Source organism: Streptosporangium sp. NPDC049644 (assembly GCF_040675205.1).
In the GTDB taxonomy this organism is placed as follows: domain Bacteria; phylum Actinomycetota; class Actinomycetes; order Streptosporangiales; family Streptosporangiaceae; genus Streptosporangium; species Streptosporangium fukuiense.
On the sequence record NZ_JBFAOJ010000054.1, the window covers coordinates 1 to 21,270 of the forward strand.

19 protein-coding genes are annotated in these 21,270 nt (G+C 69.4%); 11 read left to right on the forward strand and 8 right to left on the reverse strand.

Annotated elements, in window-relative coordinates; all coding sequences use genetic code 11:
• Positions 1-259, forward strand: a 259-nt coding sequence (locus AB0J58_RS26905; protein ID WP_364220341.1) for a hypothetical protein, incomplete at its 5' end; no start/stop codon positions are given.
• A 223-nt stretch (positions 260-482) separates the two neighbouring features.
• Here AB0J58_RS26905 and AB0J58_RS26910 read toward each other — a convergent pair.
• From AB0J58_RS26910 to AB0J58_RS26920, 3 genes are all read right to left on the reverse strand, one after another.
• Positions 483-704, reverse strand: coding sequence for a hypothetical protein (locus AB0J58_RS26910; RefSeq protein WP_364220344.1), 222 nt, complete (start codon positions 702-704; stop codon positions 483-485).
• A gap of 3 nt (positions 705-707) precedes the next feature.
• Positions 708-1,475, reverse strand: a complete 768-nt coding sequence (locus AB0J58_RS26915) for a Clp protease N-terminal domain-containing protein (RefSeq protein WP_364220347.1) — start codon at positions 1,473-1,475, stop codon at positions 708-710.
• Positions 1,476-1,541: 66 nt separating this feature from the next.
• On the reverse strand, positions 1,542-2,606 hold the full coding sequence (locus AB0J58_RS26920) for a hypothetical protein (protein ID WP_364220350.1): 1,065 nt from the start codon (positions 2,604-2,606) through the stop codon (positions 1,542-1,544).
• A 148-nt stretch (positions 2,607-2,754) separates the two neighbouring features.
• Here AB0J58_RS26920 and AB0J58_RS26925 point away from each other — a divergent pair, with 148 nt between their 5' ends.
• The 3 genes from AB0J58_RS26925 to AB0J58_RS26935 all read left to right on the forward strand — a co-directional run bounded on the left by AB0J58_RS26925 (position 2,755) and on the right by AB0J58_RS26935 (position 5,888).
• Complete coding sequence (locus AB0J58_RS26925) at positions 2,755-3,678, forward strand: LLM class F420-dependent oxidoreductase (RefSeq protein WP_364220353.1); 924 nt, start codon at positions 2,755-2,757, stop codon at positions 3,676-3,678.
• A gap of 250 nt (positions 3,679-3,928) precedes the next feature.
• A complete protein-coding gene (locus AB0J58_RS26930; protein ID WP_364220356.1) occupies positions 3,929-5,338 on the forward strand; it encodes a sugar porter family MFS transporter in 1,410 nt (469 codons plus the stop codon).
• Between the two features lie 136 nt (positions 5,339-5,474).
• A complete protein-coding gene (locus AB0J58_RS26935; RefSeq protein WP_364220359.1) occupies positions 5,475-5,888 on the forward strand; it encodes an SRPBCC family protein in 414 nt (137 codons plus the stop codon).
• Here the strand turns inward: AB0J58_RS26935 and AB0J58_RS26940 are convergent.
• Positions 5,866-6,396 carry a DUF1707 domain-containing protein gene (locus AB0J58_RS26940; protein ID WP_364220362.1) on the reverse strand — a complete coding sequence of 177 codons (531 nt, stop codon included), beginning with the start codon at positions 6,394-6,396 and terminating at the stop codon, positions 5,866-5,868. The two genes, AB0J58_RS26935 and AB0J58_RS26940, sit on opposite strands and share 23 nt — an antisense overlap.
• Before the next feature lie 7 nt (positions 6,397-6,403).
• Entirely contained in the window at positions 6,404-7,165 is a 762-nt protein-coding gene (locus AB0J58_RS26945; protein ID WP_364220365.1) for a PadR family transcriptional regulator, read from the reverse strand.
• Between the two features lie 697 nt (positions 7,166-7,862).
• On the opposite strand from AB0J58_RS26945, the gene AB0J58_RS26950 reads away from it, so the two are divergent.
• The 6 genes from AB0J58_RS26950 to AB0J58_RS26975 all read left to right on the forward strand — a co-directional run bounded on the left by AB0J58_RS26950 (position 7,863) and on the right by AB0J58_RS26975 (position 16,516).
• Positions 7,863-8,591 carry a metal-dependent hydrolase gene (locus tag AB0J58_RS26950; protein WP_343967555.1) on the forward strand — a complete coding sequence of 243 codons (729 nt, stop codon included), beginning with the start codon at positions 7,863-7,865 and terminating at the stop codon, positions 8,589-8,591.
• A gap of 190 nt (positions 8,592-8,781) precedes the next feature.
• Complete coding sequence (acnA, locus tag AB0J58_RS26955) at positions 8,782-11,577, forward strand: aconitate hydratase AcnA (RefSeq protein ID WP_364220368.1); 2,796 nt, start codon at positions 8,782-8,784, stop codon at positions 11,575-11,577.
• 378 nt (positions 11,578-11,955) lie between these two features.
• Positions 11,956-13,074, forward strand: coding sequence for a substrate-binding domain-containing protein (locus AB0J58_RS26960; RefSeq protein ID WP_343967551.1), 1,119 nt, complete (start codon positions 11,956-11,958; stop codon positions 13,072-13,074).
• 189 nt (positions 13,075-13,263) lie between these two features.
• Positions 13,264-14,028, forward strand: coding sequence for an ATP-binding cassette domain-containing protein (locus AB0J58_RS26965; protein WP_030914731.1), 765 nt, complete (start codon positions 13,264-13,266; stop codon positions 14,026-14,028).
• Positions 14,025-15,272 carry an ABC transporter permease gene (locus tag AB0J58_RS26970; protein WP_364220372.1) on the forward strand — a complete coding sequence of 416 codons (1,248 nt, stop codon included), beginning with the start codon at positions 14,025-14,027 and terminating at the stop codon, positions 15,270-15,272. The genes AB0J58_RS26965 and AB0J58_RS26970 overlap by 4 nt, the downstream gene beginning before the upstream one ends.
• 35 nt (positions 15,273-15,307) lie before the next feature.
• Entirely contained in the window at positions 15,308-16,516 is a 1,209-nt protein-coding gene (locus tag AB0J58_RS26975; protein ID WP_343967545.1) for an ROK family transcriptional regulator, read from the forward strand.
• Between the two features lie 186 nt (positions 16,517-16,702).
• On the opposite strand, the gene AB0J58_RS26980 is transcribed toward AB0J58_RS26975, so the two are convergent.
• From AB0J58_RS26980 to AB0J58_RS26990, 3 genes are all read right to left on the reverse strand, one after another.
• Positions 16,703-17,155: a hypothetical protein gene (locus AB0J58_RS26980; RefSeq protein ID WP_364220375.1), complete on the reverse strand. Its 453-nt coding sequence runs from the start codon at positions 17,153-17,155 to the stop codon at positions 16,703-16,705.
• A 269-nt stretch (positions 17,156-17,424) separates the two neighbouring features.
• Complete coding sequence (locus tag AB0J58_RS26985) at positions 17,425-18,204, reverse strand: neutral zinc metallopeptidase (RefSeq protein WP_364220378.1); 780 nt, start codon at positions 18,202-18,204, stop codon at positions 17,425-17,427.
• A 125-nt stretch (positions 18,205-18,329) separates the two neighbouring features.
• Positions 18,330-19,148 carry a neutral zinc metallopeptidase gene (locus AB0J58_RS26990; RefSeq protein WP_364220381.1) on the reverse strand — a complete coding sequence of 273 codons (819 nt, stop codon included), beginning with the start codon at positions 19,146-19,148 and terminating at the stop codon, positions 18,330-18,332.
• 191 nt (positions 19,149-19,339) lie between these two features.
• Here AB0J58_RS26990 and dxs point away from each other — a divergent pair, with 191 nt between their 5' ends.
• On the forward strand, positions 19,340-21,259 hold the full coding sequence (gene dxs, locus AB0J58_RS26995) for a 1-deoxy-D-xylulose-5-phosphate synthase (protein ID WP_364220384.1): 1,920 nt from the start codon (positions 19,340-19,342) through the stop codon (positions 21,257-21,259).
• The last annotated feature ends 11 nt before the right edge of the window (positions 21,260-21,270 follow it).

A 21,270-nucleotide genomic window follows, 5' to 3' on the forward strand; every position in this document is an offset into this window, starting at 1 on the left:
CGTGGCGCTGGGCGCCGGTGTCCTGGCCGGTACCGCACCCGCCTTCGCCGCCACCCAGACCGGCGCGGCCGTGACCGCCGGGGGCTGGCCGACACGGGACTGGTACCGGCAGGGCCCTTACCAGACCCTGGCCGCCTGCGACCTCGCCTTCGAGGACGCCGCGCAGAGCGGTCTGTACACCGGGCTCGTCGGCTGTTACTGGGTCAGCGGGAGTGGCCCCTATCTGGCGGGCTTCTACTACGAGGTGTACATCCCCTGAGCTGCAACAGGCGTGATGGGCGAGCCCCAGGCCGCGCACTCAGGCCTTGGCGGCCTTCCGCAGGCGGGTCCACACCGCGTCACGACCCGCCGGCGAGTACCTGGCTTTGGGCTGCGGTGATGTGAATTCGATGCGGCCTGATGACCCACTACGTGGAGTGTGCGGCACTGCTGGTCGGCGGGCCGGCCGAGGAGTGACCAGGGGAACGTGCCGGGACGATGTCTCATCGCGTCCCGGCGCGGTCCTTCGCCGGGACGGGGGAGCCGCCGCGCGTGCCGCCTGCCGCGGCTGCGGCGCGCACGATCGTTCCCGCCGCTCCGCCGGCGACCAGGCCGGAGACCACACCCGTGACCGCATCCGAGCCCATGCCCACGAGTACGCCGACGAGGACGCCCACGGCCAGGCGTGTGATCACAGCTGCGACCGCGTGCACGGCCGCGCTCACCGGCTACGCCTCGTCCGGGAGGCCGAGGTGTTCCTCCAGCCGTTCGAGCCTGCGCAGGACGGGACGGAGCTCCTCGCGTACGGCCGCCGACAGTGCGCTCGCCGCGTCGGCGGGCGGGGCCGGGACGGCAGGGGCGGCCTGGGTCTGCGCGCGCAGGTGGACATAGCCGGCGAGGGCCGCCGAGACCGCGCGGCGGGTCAGCCGGTGCTCGGCGCCCAGCTCCCGCAGGACATGCCCGGCCGCTCCCTCCGGTTCGGCGATCAGCCCGAGAAGCAGGTGTTCGCAGCCGATGTAGTTGTGGCCGAGCGAGGTGGCCTCGGTGACGGTCATCTCCAGGGCCGCCGCCGCGGACGCCCCGAAGGCGAGTTCGGCCTCGCCGCCGGTCGCGGCCGGGGCATCGACGCCCGGCCGGTCCAACCGGCGCCGCACCTCCTCGGGGTCGATCTCCAGGGCGCCCAGGACCTGGAGCGCTAGGTTGCCCCCCTCGGCGAGCATGCCGCCCAGCAGGTGCTCGGTGCCGACCTCGGCCGCGCCCAGGGCTCGAGCCTGCTCCACCGACAGCTTGATCACGGACCGGGCCCGCGGGGTGAAGTGCGGGAAGCGCGCCGCCAGGTCGTCGAGGTCGGGGGCGCTGAGCGCCGTCTCGCGGATGGAGGCGACCCGCCGTACGGCCTGTTCCAGTGCCCGCTGGCACACGGCGGAGACCGGCACACCGGCTCTCCTGACCGCCTCGGCCAGTTCGTCCGGCAGGTAGACGTTGATCTTCGGCATCGCATCTTCCTCTGGGGGTTATGGAAGGGTTATAACCCATAGATAACCCCAGGGGGGAGTGATTGTCTAGCGTGCCGCGCCGGTGAGGAACCGGGTGACGCCGGGGGCGAGGGCCGCACCCCTGGCGGAGAGCCAGGCCAGGTTGTTGCGGCTGATGAAGGCGGCGAGTCTGCGGGCGTCGAGCCGGGTGAGGTCGCCGGACCTGGCCAGCACGGGTGTCAGGGCGATCCGGTTCCAGGCGGCGCTCTCCCCCAGGGAGCGGGCTATCTGCGGGTGCGCGGCGCGGACGGCGGAGGCGATCGGGTGCAGGCGGCTCCCGGAACCGGGGGAGGTGCCAACGGGGGCGAGCAGGTTGACGGTGGCGATCTCGACGCCTTCCGCCCGGGTGGCCCGGAGCAACTCCTGGTCGCCGAGGGTCAGGCCGGTCCCGGTGACCGGGAGGGTGAAGCTGACCGTGAGGGGGCGGCCCTCGCGGGCGGCCTGCCGCTGCAGGGTCGCGATCGCCCTGGCCCGCCGCCGCACGGCGGCGTCACCGGCCGGGGCGTGGACCTCGAAGTCGATGTACCTGGCGTCGAAGGCGTCGATCGCCCGGCGGTAAGCGGCGGTGAGCCGGCCGAGGTCCGCGCAGGCGGTGGCGAGTTCGCGTCCGGCGGGGCCACCGAAGGCGAGGCCCGCGTCCCCACCGGCGGCGCGCAGGGGGCCGAGCCGGTTGGCGACCGGATTACGTCTCTGCCCCTGGAGTCCGCCCCACCTGGGGACGCAGCCGCTGCGCCCGGCGGTGAGGTGGCCGAGCGTGAACCAGCGCACACGGCTCTTCCTGGCCGCCTTGGAGAGGTTGAAGCGCGGTTCGTGGACCGCGTCCACGAACGCCACGAAGCCCGACGGGCGGACGACGGCCGGTGTGGGCGCCGGCTCGGCCGCGGGCCGGGGAGCGGTCTCCGAGGGCGGCGCGCCCGCCCCGGCACGCCTGCCGACGACGGCCCACTCGCCCTGTGCCCTGGGGGGCAGCAACCAGATCGCGCCACCGGTTCCCGCGGCGAGCGCGATGGAGGCGAGCACCACGAGAGGCCGGGGCGGGGTGCCGGGCTCGCGGGCCCGGCGAGCGTCCGGGCGGTCGGTCGCCACGGGCATGTGATCCCCCTTCCTCAACGACAGGGGTGATCACTTTGAGTGTCTGACCCGCTACCCGTTGCCTCGAAGGGCAGAACGTTAGCAAGCGTTCCGGCCGCGGCGTGGGCTTTCTGCGGATGCCGTCCGGAGTGCCCGGATAATGGTCGTCATGAAGTTGAGGATCTTCACAGAACCGCAGCAGGGTGCCACCTACGACGAGCTGCTGATGGTCGCGCTGGCCGCGGAGCGGCTGGGGTTCGACGCCTTCTTCCGTTCCGACCACTACATGCGGATCGGGGCGGGCGACCCCGGCGTCGGCTCCACCGATGCCTGGACGACCCTGGCGGGCCTGGCCAGGGACACCTCCACGATTCGCCTGGGCACCCTGGTCACCCCGGCCACCTTCCGGCTGCCGGGACCGCTGGCGATCAGCGTGGCCCAGGTCGACCAGATGAGCGGCGGCCGGGTCGAGCTGGGCCTGGGCACCGGCTGGTTCGACGCCGAGCACGTCGCGTACGGCATCCCCTTCCCGCCGGTCGGCGAGCGGTTCGGCCGCTTCGAGGAGCAGCTGGAGATCCTGATCGGGCTCTGGACCACACCGGCGGGCGAGACGTTCTCCTTTGAAGGCGCCCACTACCGGTTGGCGGACTCGCCCGCGCTGCCCAAGCCCGCGCAGAGCCCCAGGCCGCCGATCATCATCGGCGGCGTCGGCGCCACGCGCACCCCGCGCCTGGTCGCCAGGTTCGCCGACGAGTACAACGTGCCGTTTCGTACCCTGGACGACACCGCGAAGGCCTTTGACCGGGTCGGCAGGGCATGCGAGGCGGAGGGCAGGGAGCCGGTCGTGCTCTCGGTCGCGCAGACCATCTGTGTCGGCTCCGACGACGCGGAGATCGCGCGGCGGGCCGGGGTCATCGAGCAGGACCTCGGCGTGCTGCGCGCGACGGGTCTGGCGGGCACACCCGCCGAGGTGACCGAGAAGATCGGCCGCTTCGCCGAACTGGGCGTCGAGCGGATCTACCTGCAGGTGCTTGACCTGGCCGACCTAGACCACCTGAACCTCATCGCCGAGGAGGTCCTGCCTCACGTGTAGGCCGGGCACCGCGCCCCTCCTCGGGGCGCGGGCGCCGGCGCGCCGCGAGTGCCCCGCGCGAGCGCGAGACGGTTCTCGCCGCTCCGGCACGTCGATTTCCATCTGTGATTTTTCGACAAAGCCCGATGAAGAAGGAGGACATTCTCCGGGTCGCGGCGACCGGTGTCTCCCTCCCGGTCCCTAGTCTTCGAAGACCTGGCGACCGGGCACTGTGGGGCGCCGTGCTGCCCGGTTGGGTGAAGGGACCCTCATGACCGGCACCACCCCTTCGGGGGGCCCCGGTGAGAACATCGGGCACGTCGTCTTCATCGCGGCGGCGGCGGCGGTGGGCGGTTTCCTCTTCGGGTACGACAGCGCCGTCGTCAACGGGGCCGTGACCGGAATCCAGCGGTACTTCGAGGTCGGCCCGGTCCAGATCGGTCTCGTCGTGGCGGTCGCGCTGCTGGGTTCGGCGGTGGGGGCGTGGATCGCCGGAGGGCTGGCCGACCGCTGGGGGCGGACCAGGACGATGCAGGTGGCCGCGAGCCTGTTCGCGGCGAGTTCCGTCGGGCAGGCCCTGCCGCTGGCGATCTGGGACCTGGGCTTCTGGCGGGTGCTCGCCGGAGTCGGCATCGGCATGGCCTCGGTGATCGGCCCCGCCTACATCGCGGAGGTCGCGCCGCCCGCCTACCGGGGACGCCTGGGCTCCTTCCAGCAGCTCGCCATCGTGCTGGGCATCGCCGTCTCCCAGCTGGTCAACTACGTGGTCGCGGAGCGGGCCGGGGGCAACGTCAACAACAGGCTGCTCGGGTTGGAGGCATGGCAGTGGATGCTCGGCGCCTGCGTGCTCCCCGCCCTGCTCTACCTGCTCTTCGCGACGATCATTCCCGAGTCGCCGCGTTTCCTCATCGCGGTCGGAAAGTCGGCCGCGGCGCGCGAGGTGCTCGCGGAGGTCGAGGGCGAGGAGGGCGACCTGGACGCCCGGATCGCGGAGATCCGGGTCCTGTTGCGCGGCGAGCACCGGCCCCGCCTGCGTGACCTGCGCGGTCCCCGGCTCGGGTTGCTGCCGATCGTCTGGATCGGCATCCTGCTCTCCGTCTTCCAGCAGTTCGTCGGTATCAACGTCATCTTCTACTACTCGGCGTCGCTGTGGCAGTCGGTCGGCATCAACCAGAGCGACTCGCTGCTGATCAGTTTCTCCACCTCGATCATCAACATCGTCGGCACGTTCGTCGCCATCGCGCTGGTCGACAGGCTCGGCCGCAGGCCGCTGTTGCTGATCGGCTCGGCGGGCATGGCGACGGCGCTCGCGACCGCCGCGTGGGCGTTCGGTGCGGGGTTCCAGAGCGGTGGCGCCGTCAGGCTGCCCGCGGCGCAGGGCGCGATCGCGCTGGTCGCCGCGAACGTCTTCGTGCTGTTCTACGCGCTGTCGTGGGGTGTGGTGGTCTGGGTGCTGCTGGGGGAGATCTTCCCCAACCGGATCAGGGCGATCGCGCTCTCGGTGGCCGCCGCCGCCCAGTGGCTGGCCAACTGGCTGATCACCGTCTCCTTCCCCGCGCTGTCCGCGTGGAACCTGTCGGGGGCCTACATGGGCTATGCCTGCTTCGCCGCGCTCTCCTTCGTCTTCGTGCTGTTCAAGGTGAGGGAGAGCAAGGGGCGCAGGCTCGAGGAGATGGGTTAGCCCCGAGAGGGCGGGCGGTGCGGTGGCTTCGGAATCCCCGCGATTTTAGCCTAGCGCTTGCTCAAGTCACTTGGTGTGTGCACGCTGATGGCGAGCGACGGGAGGGGCGGAGATGCCACAGGTGACGATCAGTACGGTGATCAACGCATCGGCCGACGACGTGTGGGCGCTGATCAGGGACTTCGAGCACATGGACGGCTGGTTCGACGGGATACCTCCGGCCGTCATCGAGGACGGCCGGGCCTCCACCGAGGTGGGCTGCGTCCGGCGGATCGAGGTCGACGGCCAGGTCATGGTCCGTGAGCGGCTCGTCGCCCTGGACGATGCCGCGCGCAGGCAGGTCTACGCGATCCTTGAGTCCGTCTTCGGCCTGAAGGACTACATCGGGACGATCACCGTGACGCCCGTCACCGACGGGAACCGGGCCTTCGTCGAGTGGACGGGCGTCTTCGAGGCGGACGAGGCCGAGGCGGAGGCGAGCATCGCGATGCTCCGCGACTCCGTCTACCTGCCCGGCCTCCAGGGGCTCAGAAAGCGCCTGGAGGGCTGAACCGGCGGGCCCGTGCCCGGGAGTGCCACCGCCTGTGGTGGAGCAGGCCCGGCACGGCCACCGCCAGCCAGGCGAGGAGGAGGAGCTTCAGCACCCCGGCCCCGGCCATCGCCACTCCCACCACCAGCAGCAGGATCACCGCGGGAGCGAACAGAGGCCCGCCCCGGCGTCCCGGGTGGTGGCGACTCCAGGCCGCGCGGTGACGGAACCGGGGTCCGGGCCGGAACCCGGGACGGTGGACGCCCCAGGCGTGCGCGTGCCACCCGCGGTCTCCCGGGTTCCCGGTGTCCTCGAACCTCTCCGGCCCGGGGTCGTGCGGGCCGGGCAGACCGGGCAGGTCCGCGCACACCACGGCGAGGTCGCCGCCCGTCCGAGCGGACAGGGTCAGCTCGAGGCGCTCGTCGAGCTCCTCGCGGGTCAGGCGGCCCTCGGCGTAGTGCTCGCGCAGGGCCTCCATCGCCACGTCACGTTCGGCGTCTCCGATGCGGAGGTCGTCTCGGGGCGTCATCGTCGGGTCACTCCTCGCCGGTGTCGCCGTCGGCCAGGATCTGGTAGAGCTTGCGGCGCGTCTCGGCCAGCGTCTGCTTCGCCTGCCGGATCTGCGACTCGCTGCCGGTCTGCAGGATCTGGAGCATGGCGAACCCCGACTGGCGGGCGGTGTCCATCAGCTCCCAGGTGCTGTCGTCGATGTCGGGCGTCATCTCCTCCCACGGCGCGCGCACCTCCTCGGAGTGCTCGGCCACGTAGGCGCGGCCGGCCTCGGTGAGCTCGAAGGTCTTGCGTCCCTCGTTCTCCTCGGCCAGGACCAGGCCCTCGTCGGTGAGTTGCTGCAACGCCGGGTAGACCGCTCCCGGGCTGGGCTTCCAGCCACCCTCGCTGCGCCGCTCGATCTCCTGGATGATCTGGTAGCCGTTCCGCGGGGACTCGGTGAGCAGGGCGAGGATCGCCGCGCGGACGTCGCCGCGCTTGGCCTTGCGCCCGCGCCCGAACGGCGGCCCTGCACCGAATGGGCCTCTGCCCCCCCGGCCGCCGCCTCGACCGCCTCTGCCGAAGTCCCAGGGGAACCCGCCGCCGGGGAAGGGGCCGCGGTGCCCGCGGTGCCGGTGCTCGTGCGGCCCGCCCTCGTGGTGCTGGTGCGGCCCGTGCTGCGGCCCGCCCTCGTGCCATCCGGCGGCCAGCTGCCGCCGTGCCTCCCTGACCACGCGCTTCATCTCGCGCCTGACCTCCTGGGGGCCGAAGCCGGCCCAGGGGCCGCTCGCCGCGTTCGCTGCCGTCATGTCGTACCTCCATATCGCGATCGTCTTTTGATCGCTCTTGATGGCTCAAAGATATATCGAGAACATTCTGATAGCAACTCTTGTCATGAAATATGCCTCTGCTCTTGGGGGCGGCCCACGGTCACCGCGCGAGTGCTCAGCGTGTAAGTGAGGCAGATCACGTAATTCTTGCCGGATTCTGGAACAAGTACTGAGACCTGCACGTTACAAAGGACGTAGACGGGATTCGTTCCGCGCCGGAAGGGCTGGGGGGTGCTTTCGGCGCGGAACGGTCCCGTCTGTCGTTTCCGCAGGCCGCCGTCTGCTCATCGACCTTTCCCGGCCCGTCTCCGGCCTCCGTGGAGGCGATCCGGAGGGTGCTCGGCGTAGATCCCGAGGTGAGGCCGCCAGGGTGAAGGCGATCTTCCCGGTTGGGTGCTCCGGTAGGCCGTCCCGGGCACCGATCGGCGGTTCCATCCGTTCCTCATTCGTAGGAAGATGCCGATGGCAGGCACTTCTCGTGAAGGGACGGGGAGATCGAAGCGGACGAGCGTCGCCCTCGAATGATCCTGGAAGTGGGTGGAGGCGACCGGTGCTCACGTGCCGGGATCCTCTCGCCCACGCGACACGCCGATCGCGCAAAATGGCACGGTCCTCCACTCGGAGGGGTCTTTGCCGTACAGTCTCCCGGCGTGATCTTGATGGTGGTGTCTGAGCGATGATGGGGCATACGCACGCGTTGACGGGCGCGATCGCCTGGCTGGGGGTGGCGCCCGGACTGGCCGCGCTGCCCCTGCTGACCGAGACGTCGAAGTTCATGGAGACCGGCGTCATGGTCAACGCGCTCAACCCGGCCGAGTTCGTCGCCGGGGCCATCATCTGTGCCGGTGCCGCGATGCTGCCCGACCTCGACCACCCGAGCGCGACGATCGCGCAGACGTTCGGGCCGGTCACCTGGGGTCTGAGCAAGGCGGTGTCATGGCTCGCCGGCGGGCACCGCAACGCCACCCACTCGCTCGTGTTCGCGGCCGCCATGGGCTTCGGCGCGCACTACCTGGCCGGCGCCTATCCGATCGGCCGCGACATCCTGGTGGTCCTGCTCATCGGCCTGGCGCTGCGGGCGATCGGGATCGGCATCCCGGGCAAGAAGTTCGCCTCGGCGATGCTCAACGTCGGCATGACGGCGGGGCTGTTCGTGGTGTTCCGCAGCGACGGTGTGGGCTACGCCTGGCTGGGGCTGGCGGTCGCGATCGGATGCCTGACCCACGTCGTGGGTGACTGCTGCACCGAGAAGGGCTGTCCCGTGCTCTGGCCGATGCGGCAGAAATGGCTGCTGCCGTGGAAGATCGGTATCAAGACGGGCCGTGCTTTCGAGCAGAAGTTTCTCGCCCCGGTACTTTCCGTCATCGTTCTCGGACTGCTGTACCTCCGCCTCGTCCCGCAGTGATCATACTGGGGGGTAATTTGATGTCGAGATACCCGGAGGGATATCTTGATGTCGAGACACTCGTTGCAGTCCGCGGGCGGCTCAGAGGTTAGGTGTACCTAACAGTCCGGGGTGCTCCGGCGGTGCGGCAGGATTCAATCGCGCCTATGTGCCGGCGCGACAGACATCAGGGTGATGAGGGAGGCGAACCGTGTCCTCGAACAGCTTCGGCAGCCGTGACACGCTCCGCGTCGGTGACGCGGGATATGAGATCTACCGGCTTGACGCCGTGGAGGGGTCGGGGCGTCTCCCGTACAGCCTGAAGATCCTTCTTGAGAACCTGCTCCGCACGGAGGACGGCGCGAACATCACCGCCGACCACATCCGCGCGGTCGGCCAGTGGGACCCGTCCGCCGCGCCGAACGTGGAGATCCAGTTCACGCCGGCCCGCGTGATCATGCAGGACTTCACCGGCGTCCCGTGCGTCGTCGACCTGGCGACCATGCGCGAGGCCGTCCGCGACCTCGGCGGCGACCCCGCCAGGATCAACCCGCTCGCTCCGGCCGAGATGGTCATCGACCACTCGGTCATCGTCGACTTCTTCGGCGGGCCCGAATCCTTCCAGCGCAACGTCGAGCGGGAGTACGAGCGCAACCGCGAGCGCTACCAGTTCCTGCGCTGGGGGCAGACCGCCTTCGACGAGTTCAAGGTCGTCCCGCCGGGCACCGGCATCGTGCACCAGGTCAACATCGAGCACCTGGCCCGGGTGGTGATGACGCGAAGCGTCGAAAAGGACGGCAAGGCGGTGTTGACCGCATACCCTGACACCTGCGTCGGCACCGACTCCCACACCACGATGGAGAACGGCATCGGCGTCCTGGGCTGGGGCGTCGGCGGCATCGAGGCCGAGGCCGCGATGCTCGGCCAGCCGATCTCGATGCTGATCCCGCGGGTGGTCGGTTTCAAGCTGACCGGCAAGCTCCCGGCCGGTGCCACCGCCACCGACCTGGTGCTCACGATCACCGAGATGCTCCGCAAGCACGGCGTCGTCGGCAAGTTCGTGGAGTTCTACGGCGAGGGCGTCTCCAGCGTGCCGCTGGCCAACCGGGCCACGATCGGCAACATGAGCCCCGAGTTCGGCTCGACCTGCGCGATCTTCCCGATCGACGGCCAGACGATCGACTACCTCACGCTGACCGGCCGCCCCGCCGAGCAGGTCGCCCTGGTCGAGGCCTATGCCAAGGCCCAGGGGCTGTGGCTCGACCCGGAGGCCGAGGAGCCGATCTTCTCCGAGTACATCGAACTGGACCTGGCCACGGTCGTCCCGTCGATCGCGGGTCCCAAGCGTCCCCAGGACCGCATCGCGCTGTCCGACGCCAAGAGCGCCTGGCGCGCGTCCGTCAAGGACTACGTGTCGAGCATCCAGGGCCCGCTCGACGAGGCGTCCGACGAGTCGTTCCCCGCCTCGGACTCCCCGGCGATCTCCCACGACGGCAGCGGTGACAAGCCGCACGCCGCCGGTCACAACGGCAGGCGCCCGCACAGGGTCGTGCCGGTCACCCTGGCGGACGGCACCTCCTTCGAGATCGACCACGGCGTGGTGACCATCGCCGCGATCACCAGCTGTACCAACACCTCCAACCCGTACGTCATGATGGGCGCCGCGCTGCTCGCCAGGAACGCGGTGGAGAAGGGCCTGACCCGCAAGCCGTGGGTCAAGACCTCCCTGGCCCCCGGCTCGCAGGTCGTCACCGGCTACTTCGAGCGCTCGGGCCTGCAGCCCTACCTCGACAAGATCGGCTTCAACCTGGTCGGCTACGGCTGCACCACCTGCATCGGCAACTCGGGCCCGCTGCAGGAGGAGATCTCCGCCGCGATCCAGGAGAACGACCTCGCGGTCACCGCGGTGCTGTCCGGCAACCGTAACTTCGAGGGCCGGATCAACCCCGACGTCAAGATGAACTACCTGGCCTCGCCGCCGCTGGTGGTCGCCTACGCCCTCGCGGGCACCATGGACATCGACCTGAACACCGAGCCGCTGGGCATCGGCACGGACGGTGAGCCGGTCTTCCTCGCCGACATCTGGCCGGCGCCCGAGGAGATCGCGGCGGTCGTCGCCTCCTCGATCGACCAGGAGATGTTCCTGCACGACTACGCCGACGTGTTCAAGGGCGACGAGACCTGGCGCTCGCTGCCGATCCCGACCGGTAACACCTTCGAGTGGGACCCGGACTCGACCTACGTCCGCAAGGCCCCCTACTTCGAGGGCATGCCGCCCGAGCCGGAGCCGGTGACCGACATCTCCGGGGCCAGGGTGCTCGCGAAGCTGGGCGACTCGGTCACCACCGACCACATCTCCCCGGCGGGCGCGATCAAGGTCGGCACCCCGGCGGCCGACTACCTCAAGGGGCACGGTGTCGCGGTCAAGGACTTCAACTCCTACGGCTCGCGCCGGGGCAACCACGAGGTCATGATCCGCGGCACCTTCGCCAACATCCGGCTGAAGAACCTGCTGCTCGACGGCGTGGAGGGTGGGTACACCCGCGACTTCACCGTTCCGGGCGGGCCGCAGGCCTTCATCTACGACGCCTCCGCGAACTACCAGGCCGCGGGGATCCCGCTCGTCGTGCTGGCCGGTAAGGAGTACGGCTCGGGTTCCTCGCGCGACTGGGCGGCCAAGGGCACCGCGCTGCTCGGCGTCCGCGTCGTCATCGCCGAGTCCTACGAGCGCATCCACCGTTCCAACCTGATCGGCATGGGCGTGCTGCCGCTGCAGTTCCCCGAGGGGGAGACGGCGCAGTCGCTGGGCCTGACCGGTGAGGAGACCTTCGAGGTCGTCGGTGTCGAGGCCCTCAACGGGGGCGGCATCCCGCGGACCGTGACGGTCAGGGCCGACGACAAGGAATTCCAGGCCGTCGTGCGCATCGACACTCCCGGAGAGGCCGACTACTACCGGCACGGGGGCATCATGCAGTACGTCTTGCGCTCCCTGCTCGCCAAGAGCTGAGCAGGAGGGGCGGGGCCGCACGCAGGCCCCGCTCACATCGGGGGACACCCCAGACAGGAACCGCCCGGCGGGACATCATCCCGCCGGGCGGTTTTTTCGTTCTCCCGGTCACCGCCCAGAAGCGGCAGGTGGGGGCCGTGATCCCAGGCGAGGTGGCAGGGCGGGGCCACGGGGGTTAATGACGCGTTTCTGGATTGTTACCGGCCACAACAAACTTTACCCATGGAAGGTCTGGCGCTCCTGGCCGGTGGCGGAATACGTTGCCGCAAACAACATTCAACGGAACGGCAAGCCGAGACCCGGTGGAGCCGTACCCGCGAATTCGGCATGCCGCACCTCCGTCGTACCCCCCACTTTCGAAGAAAGGACCCGTGCACCATGCGCAAGGGGATCCTCAGCCTTACCGCCGCCGCCGCGGCGATGACCCTTGGCCTCGCCGCTTGCGGGAGCGAAGACGCCGACACCAGCGCGTCGAGCGGCGCGTCCCCCGCGGAGAGTTCGGCTGCCGTGGCGGGCAAGGTCGGCGTCATCCTCCCCGACAGCAAGTCCTCCGCCCGCTGGGAGACCGCGGACCGCAAGTACCTGGAGGAGGCGTTCAAGGCCGCGGGCGTCGCCTACGACATCCAGAACGCCCAGGGTGACAAGACCCAGTTCCAGACCATCGCCGACCAGATGATCACCAACGGCGCCACGGTTCTGATGATCGTCAACCTTGACAGCGGCACCGGCAAGGCCGTACTCGACAAGGCCAAGGCGCAGGGTGTGGCCACCATCGACTACGACCGCCTCACTCTCAACGGCGGCGCGTCCTACTACGTCAGCTTCGACAACACCAAGGTCGGCACCCTGCAGGGCGAGGGCCTGGTGAAGTGCCTGTCAGATAAGCAGGCCAAGAAGCCCATCATCGCCGAGCTCAACGGCTCGCCCACCGACAACAACGCCACGCTGTTCAAGAACGGCTACGACGGCGTGCTCAAGGCCAAGTACGACTCGGGGGACTACGTCAAGGGCCCCGACCAGTCGGTTCCCGACTGGGACAACACCCAGGCGGGCACGATCTTCGAGCAGATGCTCACCGAGCAGCCGAAGATCGCCGGTGTCCTGGCCGCCAACGACGGCCTCGGCAACGCGGCCATCTCGGTCCTGAAGAAGAACAGTCTGAACGGCAAGGTCCCGGTCACCGGTCAGGACGCCACGGTGCAGGGCCTGCAGAACATTCTCGCCGGTGACCAGTGCATGACGGTCTACAAGGCGATCAAGAAGGAGGCCGACGCGGCGTCCGCGCTGGCCATCGGCCTGGCCAAGGGCGAGAAGCCCGCGGCGACCGGTACGGTCAAGGACACCGAGAGCGGCGCCGACGTGCCCGCCGTTCTCCTCGACCCGCAGCCGATCTTCTTCGACAGCGTCAAGGACGTCGTCGCCGACGGCTTCGTGACCAAGGACGAGCTGTGCACCGGTGAGTTCGCCGACAAGTGCACCGAGGCCGGAATCCAGTAGGGCGTGCTGGGGACGGACGGCCGCCCCGGCCGTCCGTCCCCAGCGCTCCATCGCGGCGTATTCGCACTGTGACGCCGGAGGGACGCGGCAGGTGAGTCGTCCATTCCGGCTATGGGGCAGGACACCGCCCGCAGGCGCCCGAGCCGCGCGAGCTTCACCGCGCGAAATGAACACAGGGAGCACAACCCCATGACCCCCGCACTGGAACTCCGCGGGATCGACAAGAGCTTCGGTCCCGTACAGGTCCTGCACGACGTCGCCTTCTCCGCCTACGCGGGAGAGGTGACCGCGCTGGTCGGCGACAACGGCGCAGGCAAGTCCACACTCGTCAAGTGCGTCGGCGGCATCCATCCGATCGACTCCGGCGAGTACTTCTTCGACGGCAGGCCCGTCCGGATCGGCAGCCCGCGCGACGCGGCCGAGCTGGGCATCGAGATCGTCTACCAGGACCTCGCGCTCTGCGACAACCTCGACATCGTCCAGAACATGTTCCTGGGCCGTGAGCACCGGCGCGGCATCGTCCTCGACGAGGACACGATGGAGGCGATGGCCGCCAAGACCCTGGAGAGCCTGTCGGTCAGGACCGTCAAGTCCATCCGCCAGCTCGTCGCCAGCCTCTCCGGCGGCCAGCGCCAGACGGTGGCCATCGCCAAGGCCGTGCTGTGGAACAGCAAGGTGGTCATCCTCGACGAGCCGACCGCGGCGCTCGGCGTCGCCCAGACCGCGCAGGTGCTCGAACTGGTCCGGCGCCTGGCCGACCAGGGCCTGGCCGTCGTGCTGATCTCGCACAACATGAACGACGTGTTCGCCGTGTCGGACCGGATCGCCACCCTCTACCTGGGCCGGATGGCGGCCCAGGTCAAGACCTCGGACGTGACCCACGCGCAGGTCGTCGAACTGATCACCTCCGGCCGCAGCGGGGACCTCGGCCTCACCAACGGAGCCACCGTATGACCGCCACGATTTCCCCGAAGCGCGTACCCGAGGTCCCTTCGATCAGGAGCAACGTTCGCGGCTACGCCGAGCGGGTCCGCGGCGGCGACATGGGCGCGCTGCCGGCGGTGTTCGGTCTCGTGGTGCTCTGCACCATCTTCGCCATCCTCCGGCCGTCCTTCCTGACCGCTGGAAACTTCGCCAACCTGTTCACCCAGGGCGCCGCGGTCACGGTGATCGCCATGGGCCTGGTCTTCGTGCTGCTCCTCGGCGAGATCGACCTGTCGGCGGGCTTCGCCAGCGGTGTCTGCGCCGCGGTGCTCGCGATCCTGCTCAGCAGCCAGGGGATGCCCTGGTACGTGGCGGTGGGCGCGGCCATCCTCACCGGCGTGGTGATCGGCACCGGAATCGGCTCCATCGTCGCGAAACTCGGCATCCCCTCGTTCGTGGTGACGCTCGCCGCCTTCCTGGCCTTCCAGGGGCTCGTGCTGCTGCTGGTCAAGGGCGGCACCATCATCGCCATCCGGGACGAGACCATCCTGGCGATCGCCAACAAGAACCTCCCGCCCGCGCTGGGCTGGATCCTGCTGGCCGTGGGGGTCGCCGGATACGCCGGCCTCCAGTTGCTGCGCGCCCGCAAGCGCGCCAGCCGGGAGCTGACCGCCGATCCGGTCTCACTGATCGCGGTCCGGGTGGGCGCCCTCGCGCTGCTCGGCGGGCTCGCCGTCTACTTCCTCAACATCGAGCGGAGCCGCAACGCGGCGGTCGTCTCGCTGGCGGGCGTGCCGCTCGTGGTGCCCATCATCGTGGTACTGCTGCTGGTCCTGACGTTCGTGCTGCGCCGCACGGCGTACGGACGTCACCTGTACGCGGTCGGCGGCAACGTCGAGGCCGCACGCCGGGCGGGCATCAACGTCGACCGGATGAAGATCAGCGCTTTCGTGATCTGTTCCTCCATGGCCGCGATCGGCGGCGTCATCGCCGCCTCCAGGGCCAGTTCCGTCGACCCCAACACCGGCGGCAGCAACGTGCTGCTGTACGCGGTCGGTGCCGCGGTCATCGGCGGCACCAGCCTGTTCGGCGGCAAGGGCCGGGTGCTCGACGCCATTCTCGGCGGTGCGGTGGTCGCGGTCATCGAGAACGGCATGGGTCTGATGGGCTACAGCTCCGGAGTCAAGTTCATCGTCACCGGATCGGTCCTGCTGCTGGCCGCAGTGGTGGACGCGCTCTCCCGCAAGCGGGCGGCCGCCACTGGTCTAAGGTGATCAGCGACTCCGATCCACCGAAGGAACCCCTAGTCATGCGGGCAGGCCCCTCCCAAGAGGAGATCAGGCGCCATAACCTTGGTGCCCTGCTCCGCCACGTCCATCTGAGCGGCCCCACCTCGCGGGCGGAGCTCACCAACCGGATGGGCCTGAACCGCAGCACCATCATGGCCCTCACCGCCGACCTGACCGCCGCCGGCCTGGTCAGGGAGGAACTTCCCAGGGAGACCGGCCGGGCCGGGCGCCCCTCCCTGGTGGTCCGTCCAGAGTCGGCGCGGGTCTACGTGTTCGCCTTCGACGTGGGCGTCGACCGGATGGTCGCCGCCCGCGTCGGCCTGGGCGGCACGATCCTCGACCGTCGCGAGACGGTACGGAGGCGCGGAGCCTTCTCCCTGGAGGAGATCGTCGGCCCGCTCGCCGCCTTCGCCCGGCAGATGCACCGCAGGACCCGGCCCGACACGGTGTGCGTCGGGGTGGCGGCGGCCTTCTCGGGCGGCGTGGGCCGCGATGACGGGGGCATCAGGTTCGGGCCCAACATGGCCACCGTGGAGGACGTGCCGTTCGCCGAGGAGATGACTCGCCGGCTGGCCTTCGGCCTGCCGATCACGGTCGGCAACGACGCCAACCTCGCCGCCCTCGCCGAGCAGACCCGGGGCGTCGGCGTCGGCTGCCGGGACCTCGTCTATCTCCACGGCGACGTCGGCATCGGCGGCGGCGTGATCGCCAACGGCCAGTTGCTCGGCGGCCACCTGGGCTTCGGCGGCGAGGTCGGGCACATGATCGTCAACCCCGACAAGGGCCGTCTCTGCGGGTGCGGCTCGCTCGGCTGCCTGGAGGCGGAGGTCGGCGAGCGCGCCCTCCTTGAGGCCGCGGGCCGCTTCGGCCCCCAGGTCGGCAGGGACGCGGTCCGCGCCGTGGTCGACGCCGCAGACCGGGGCGACGTCGTCGCGCAGGCCGCGCTGAGCCGCGTCGGTGACTGGCTCGGCCTGGGCGTCGCCAACCTCGTCAATATCTTCAACCCCGAGATGGTGGTGTTCGGGGGCATGCTCAGGGAGATCTACCTCGGCTCCGCCGCCCAGGTCCGCAGCCGTCTCGCCCTCGACGCCCTGCCTCCGTCCCGCGAGCACCTGCGCCTGCGCACCTCGGCCCTCGGCGATGACGCCACCCTGGTCGGCGCCGCCGAACTGGCCTTCTCCCAGGTCCTCGCCGACCCCCTGGAAGTCCTCGCCCGCGCCGGATCCTGACCGCTTCCGGCCTGTCCGGGCCGGGTTTCGACACGATCATCTGTGAGCGGGCCGAGAGGTTCTTGCGAACCCCCCGCTCGGCGGTCTCGCGCGCCCGAAGGCGAGACGGGAAACGGCAACGCGCCGGACCGCGAGATGTCGCCCCGTCGGCACCCGGGGCCGTGGGTGCCGACGGTGTCGCGGGTGTTACTTGACGAGACCGGCGACCAGGTGGCGCAGCTCGATGTGGCCCGCCTTGAGTTCGGCGACGTCACCTTCGACACGCTTCATCGAGAGCTCCAGGTTGCCGACGGAGCGCTTGACCACGGAGATCTCCTCGCGGAGCTCGGCGTGACCGGTTCGCATCTCGGCGCGGAGCTCGTCCTGCCCTACCCGGAGTTTGTCCAGCTCCGTACGGAAGCCGTCCATGTCGGTACGGAAGCCGTCCATGTCGGTACGGAAGCCGTCCATGTCCGAGCGGAGGCCGTCCATGTCCGAACGGAGCCCGGTCATCTCCGCCCGGAGTTCCGTCGTCACCGTTCGCAGGTCGTTCAGAACCTCGAAGATTCCTGCGTTGATCACCTTGCTCTCCTCGTTCTGCAGGCGGAGCTTGGCGACGTCGGTCTCCAGGACGCGCATGCGGATATCTGTTGTGTCCAATTTGTCTTCTCCTTGCCGTCATACCAGCGGGGGGACCGGGCCTGCTTCCGTGGCGTGGAGGGCGCCCACGGGTAGGTGCTCAGGCGGCGTCGCCAGATTACTCAATGTCACGAGTGCGTCGCCACTCGTGGTCGCATTTCGGGGGAGGCGCCCGCGCCGGGCCGGGATGAGGACCGCACTCCGTGGGGGATGGCGTGCGACGGATGGAAAAGAGCAACCACCCGTCGCACGCCCGTGGGGCGGCGGCGGGTGGTTGCCGGATGGAGGGGTCAGGAGACCTTGGATTTGGGGGCGGAGAAGGTGTTGCAGGCGCCGGGGGCCTCCTGGCGGAAGCCTCGGGTCAGCCAGTAGGCGATGTTGGCGGCCTTACCGTGGCTGGCCGTGCTGTAGGCGGCGTTCATGACGTACCTGAAGTCCGACTCGCGACGGCCGAGGGAGCGCCAGACGCTGCCGATGAAGACTCCGCTCAGGCACTCGGCCTGGAGTTCGACCTTGCGGATCGCGGCCAGGGCCTCCTTGTTGCTCTTGTACTTCACGGAGGACACGGCGCGCCAGATCCCGGAGAGATGCTGGACGTGGTGGCCGTACTCGTGGGCCATCACCTGGAACAGGAAGAGATCGGTCACATCGGCGAGGATGCCCTTGCTCAGGTAAAAAGTGATCTTATTGTTCTTGTGGCAGTAGATCGCCTGGGCGCCGTCGGGGAACTTGCCGCAGCCGGTCGGGACGCCGATGCGCGGGGTCACCGCGAACCCGGGCTTGGAGAAGGGGAGTCCCGCCTTGGAGAACTGGTGTTCCCAGCTCCTGTTGAGGCAGTCGAGGACGAAGTCGAGATAGGACTCTGCCGATTCGAGGTCGTCGTTGTAGACCGGCTGCTCCTGGCAGCTCTCCTCGTCGAGCTTGCCCGACTTGTAGATCGGGTTGGCGACGAGGGCGGTCTTGCCCTTGGGTACCGGCCTGACCTGCTCGGTGGGGACCGCACTCGCCGTACCGGCGAACAGCAGGCTCGCCAGAACGCCGGAGAGCAGTGTGATAAGGGGGGTACGCATGATCCTGAACCCTATGGGAGGCAAAACACCGGGTAAAGCTGTTATGCGGTCACACTCTGGGAGTACGGTCAGGTGCGGCGGGCCCGGGTGGGTTTCGTGCTGCTTCCTTCGGGACCGACAGGCTGTCAGGCGACCCGGCCCGTGGGGGCGGTCCAGGTGTTGCAGCCGGAGGGGGAGCCGGAGTTGAAGCCGCGCTCCATCCAGTAGGCCTGGCTACGGCCCTTGCCGTGGTCGTTCTTGGGCCAGTTCTTGTGACCGTTGGCGCTGACCCAGCTGACCATCGCCTCCCACTGAGCCTGCTCGACCGGCAGGTTGCCGGCGATCTGGCGCAGGAAGGCGGAGCCCAGGCAATCGGCCTGCAGTTCGAGGCGGCGGGAGAAGGCCAGCTTGGTCGCCGACTTGGCGCGCCAGACGCTGGTGGCGTAGTAGTCCATGATGCCCGCCAGTTGCTGCACGTGATGGCCGTACTCGTGGGCGATGAACTGGGCGTGGTTGGCCGGGTAGGGGTTCTTCAGGACCTCGCGGGTGACGCCGATGTAGATGGTGCGGTTGCTGGAGCAGTACAGCCCGCCGGCGCTGCTGGGCCACCGGCCGCAGGGAGTGTTCACCTTGGTGGTGGAGAAACGTAGCTTGGGGTGGGAGAACGCCAGTTTGGTCTTCCTGAACTGGGTCTTCCAGGCCCGGTTCAGGCAGTTGACCATCCTTTGCACGAAGATCCGGTAGGAGGCCGCGCTCCCCGCGCGGATCTGGCCGGCCTGGCAGTTCATGGTGGGCAGGGTGCCGGTGCGGTAGAGAGGACTGGACGTCGCGGCAGTGCGGCCCCCGGGGAGTGCCCGCCTGCCGGTGGCCGCGGTCGAACCCGGTGTCGTTCCGGTGAGCGGCGTGACCTGCTGCGAGACTGAGGTCACGACGTCCGGTGAGGTGGAGGCGTTGGCCGTTTCCACCCCTGCTACCAGGGCAAACGTCAACGAGGCGGCAACAAGAGGTGAAAGTTGCTTAAAGGGAAGAGTTTTCATGGTGGGGCAAAGATTATTGCAAGTGTGGATAAAACGTGCAGAATCGCCGCTCCTGAGGGTTGCGCCCCTCAGTCGAACTAGACTCGTCGTGACGGTGACTGGACAGAGGGGATGATTCCGTGAGCGAGCGGACCGGGCAGCCTGGAAGTCTTCTGGAGTCGGTCAAGGGGCCAGGGGACCTCAAGCTGCTGGCGGTGGACGAGCTGCCACTGCTCGCAGGCGAGATCAGAGACCTTCTGATCGCCTCCACGGCTCGCAGCGGCGGCCACCTCGGCCCCAACCTGGGTGTCGTCGAGCTGACGATCGCGATGCACCGGGTCTTCGAGTCGCCGCGTGACCGGATCCTGTGGGACACCGGTCACCAGGCCTATGTCCACAAGATGCTCACCGGCAGGGCCGGGCAGTTCGACACGCTCCGCCAGGAGGGCGGCCTGTCGGGCTACCCCAGCCAGGCCGAGTCCGAGCACGACGTCATCGAGAACTCCCACGCCTCGACCGCGCTGTCGTACGCCGACGGCCTGGCCAAGGCGTACCGGCTGCGGGGCGAGGAGGAGCGCACGGTCGTCGCGGTGATCGGAGACGGGGCGCTCACCGGTGGCATGGCCTGGGAGGCGCTCAACAACATCGCGGCGCGCAAGGACCTGCCACTGATCATCGTGGTCAACGACAACGGCCGCTCCTACTCGCCGACCATCGGCGGGCTCGCCTCCCACCTGGCCTCACTGCGCACCACCCAGCGCTACGAGGACATGCTCGACTTCGTCAAGGACAGCCTGAACAGGGTGCCGGTGGTCGGGGCCCCCGTCTACGACGCCCTGCACGGCGTCAAGAAGGGTCTCAAGGACGTCCTGGCCCCGCAGGTCATGTTCGAGGACCTCGGCCTGAAGTACATCGGGCTGGTCGACGGCCACGACGAGCAGGCGGTGGAGTCAGCGCTGCGCAGGGCCAGGGACTTCCGCCGCCCGGTCATCGTGCATGTGCTCACCAAGAAGGGCTTCGGCTACTCCCCGGCGGAGAACCACGACGAGGACTGCTTCCACTCGCCGGGCGTCTTCGACCCGCTGACCGGCGAGGAGAAGCCGAAACCGCACGGCTGGACCAACGTCTTCGGCCAGGAGATGGTGCGCCTGGGCGCCGAGCGTCAGGACATCGTGGCGATCACCGCCGCGATGCTCGGCCCGACCGGCCTGATCCCGTTCTCCGAGGCATATCCCGACCGCCTCTACGACGTCGGCATCGCCGAGCAGCACGCCCTGACCAGCGCCGCGGGCCTGGCGCTCGGCGGCCTGCACCCGGTGGTGGCCGTCTACGCGACCTTCCTGAACCGGGCCTTCGACCAGCTCCTGATGGACGTCGCCCTGCACCGCCTCCCTGTCACGGTCGTGCTCGACCGGGCGGGCGTCACCGGCGACGACGGCGCCAGCCACAACGGCATGTGGGACCTGTCGATCCTGCAGGTCGTCCCCGGCCTGTCGATCGCGGTTCCCCGCGACGAGCCCCGGCTGCGCGAACTGCTGGCCGAGGCCGTGAAGGTCGACGACGGCCCGACGGTGCTGCGCTACCCCAAGGGCCCGGTGGCAGTCGAGATCGAGGCGGTCGGCCGCCTCGGCGAGATGGACGTGCTGCGCGGGGGCGACGCCGACGTGCTGTTCGTCTCCGTGGGGCCGATGGCCGAGCTGTGCCTGGAGGCTGCCGACCTGCTCGACGCCCAGGGGATCTCCGCCACGGTGGTCGACCCGCGCTGGGTCAAGCCGCTGGACGAGGCCCTGGTGGCGGCCGCCCGCGACCACAAGCTGGTCGTGGTCGTCGAGGACAGCAGCAGGGTGGGCGGTGTGGGTGACGCGGTCGCCCGCCTGCTGCGCGACGCCGACATCGACGTCCCGGTTCGTACCTACGGCATCCCGCGGCGCTTCCTCGACCACGCCAAGCGTGCGAAGATCCTCAGCGAGATCGGTCTGACCTCGCAGGACATCGCCCGGCAGGTCACCGAGGCGATCGCGAAGCGCTCTCCGGCCCTGGAGAACGAGCCGGCCGGCTGACCGCCTCCTCT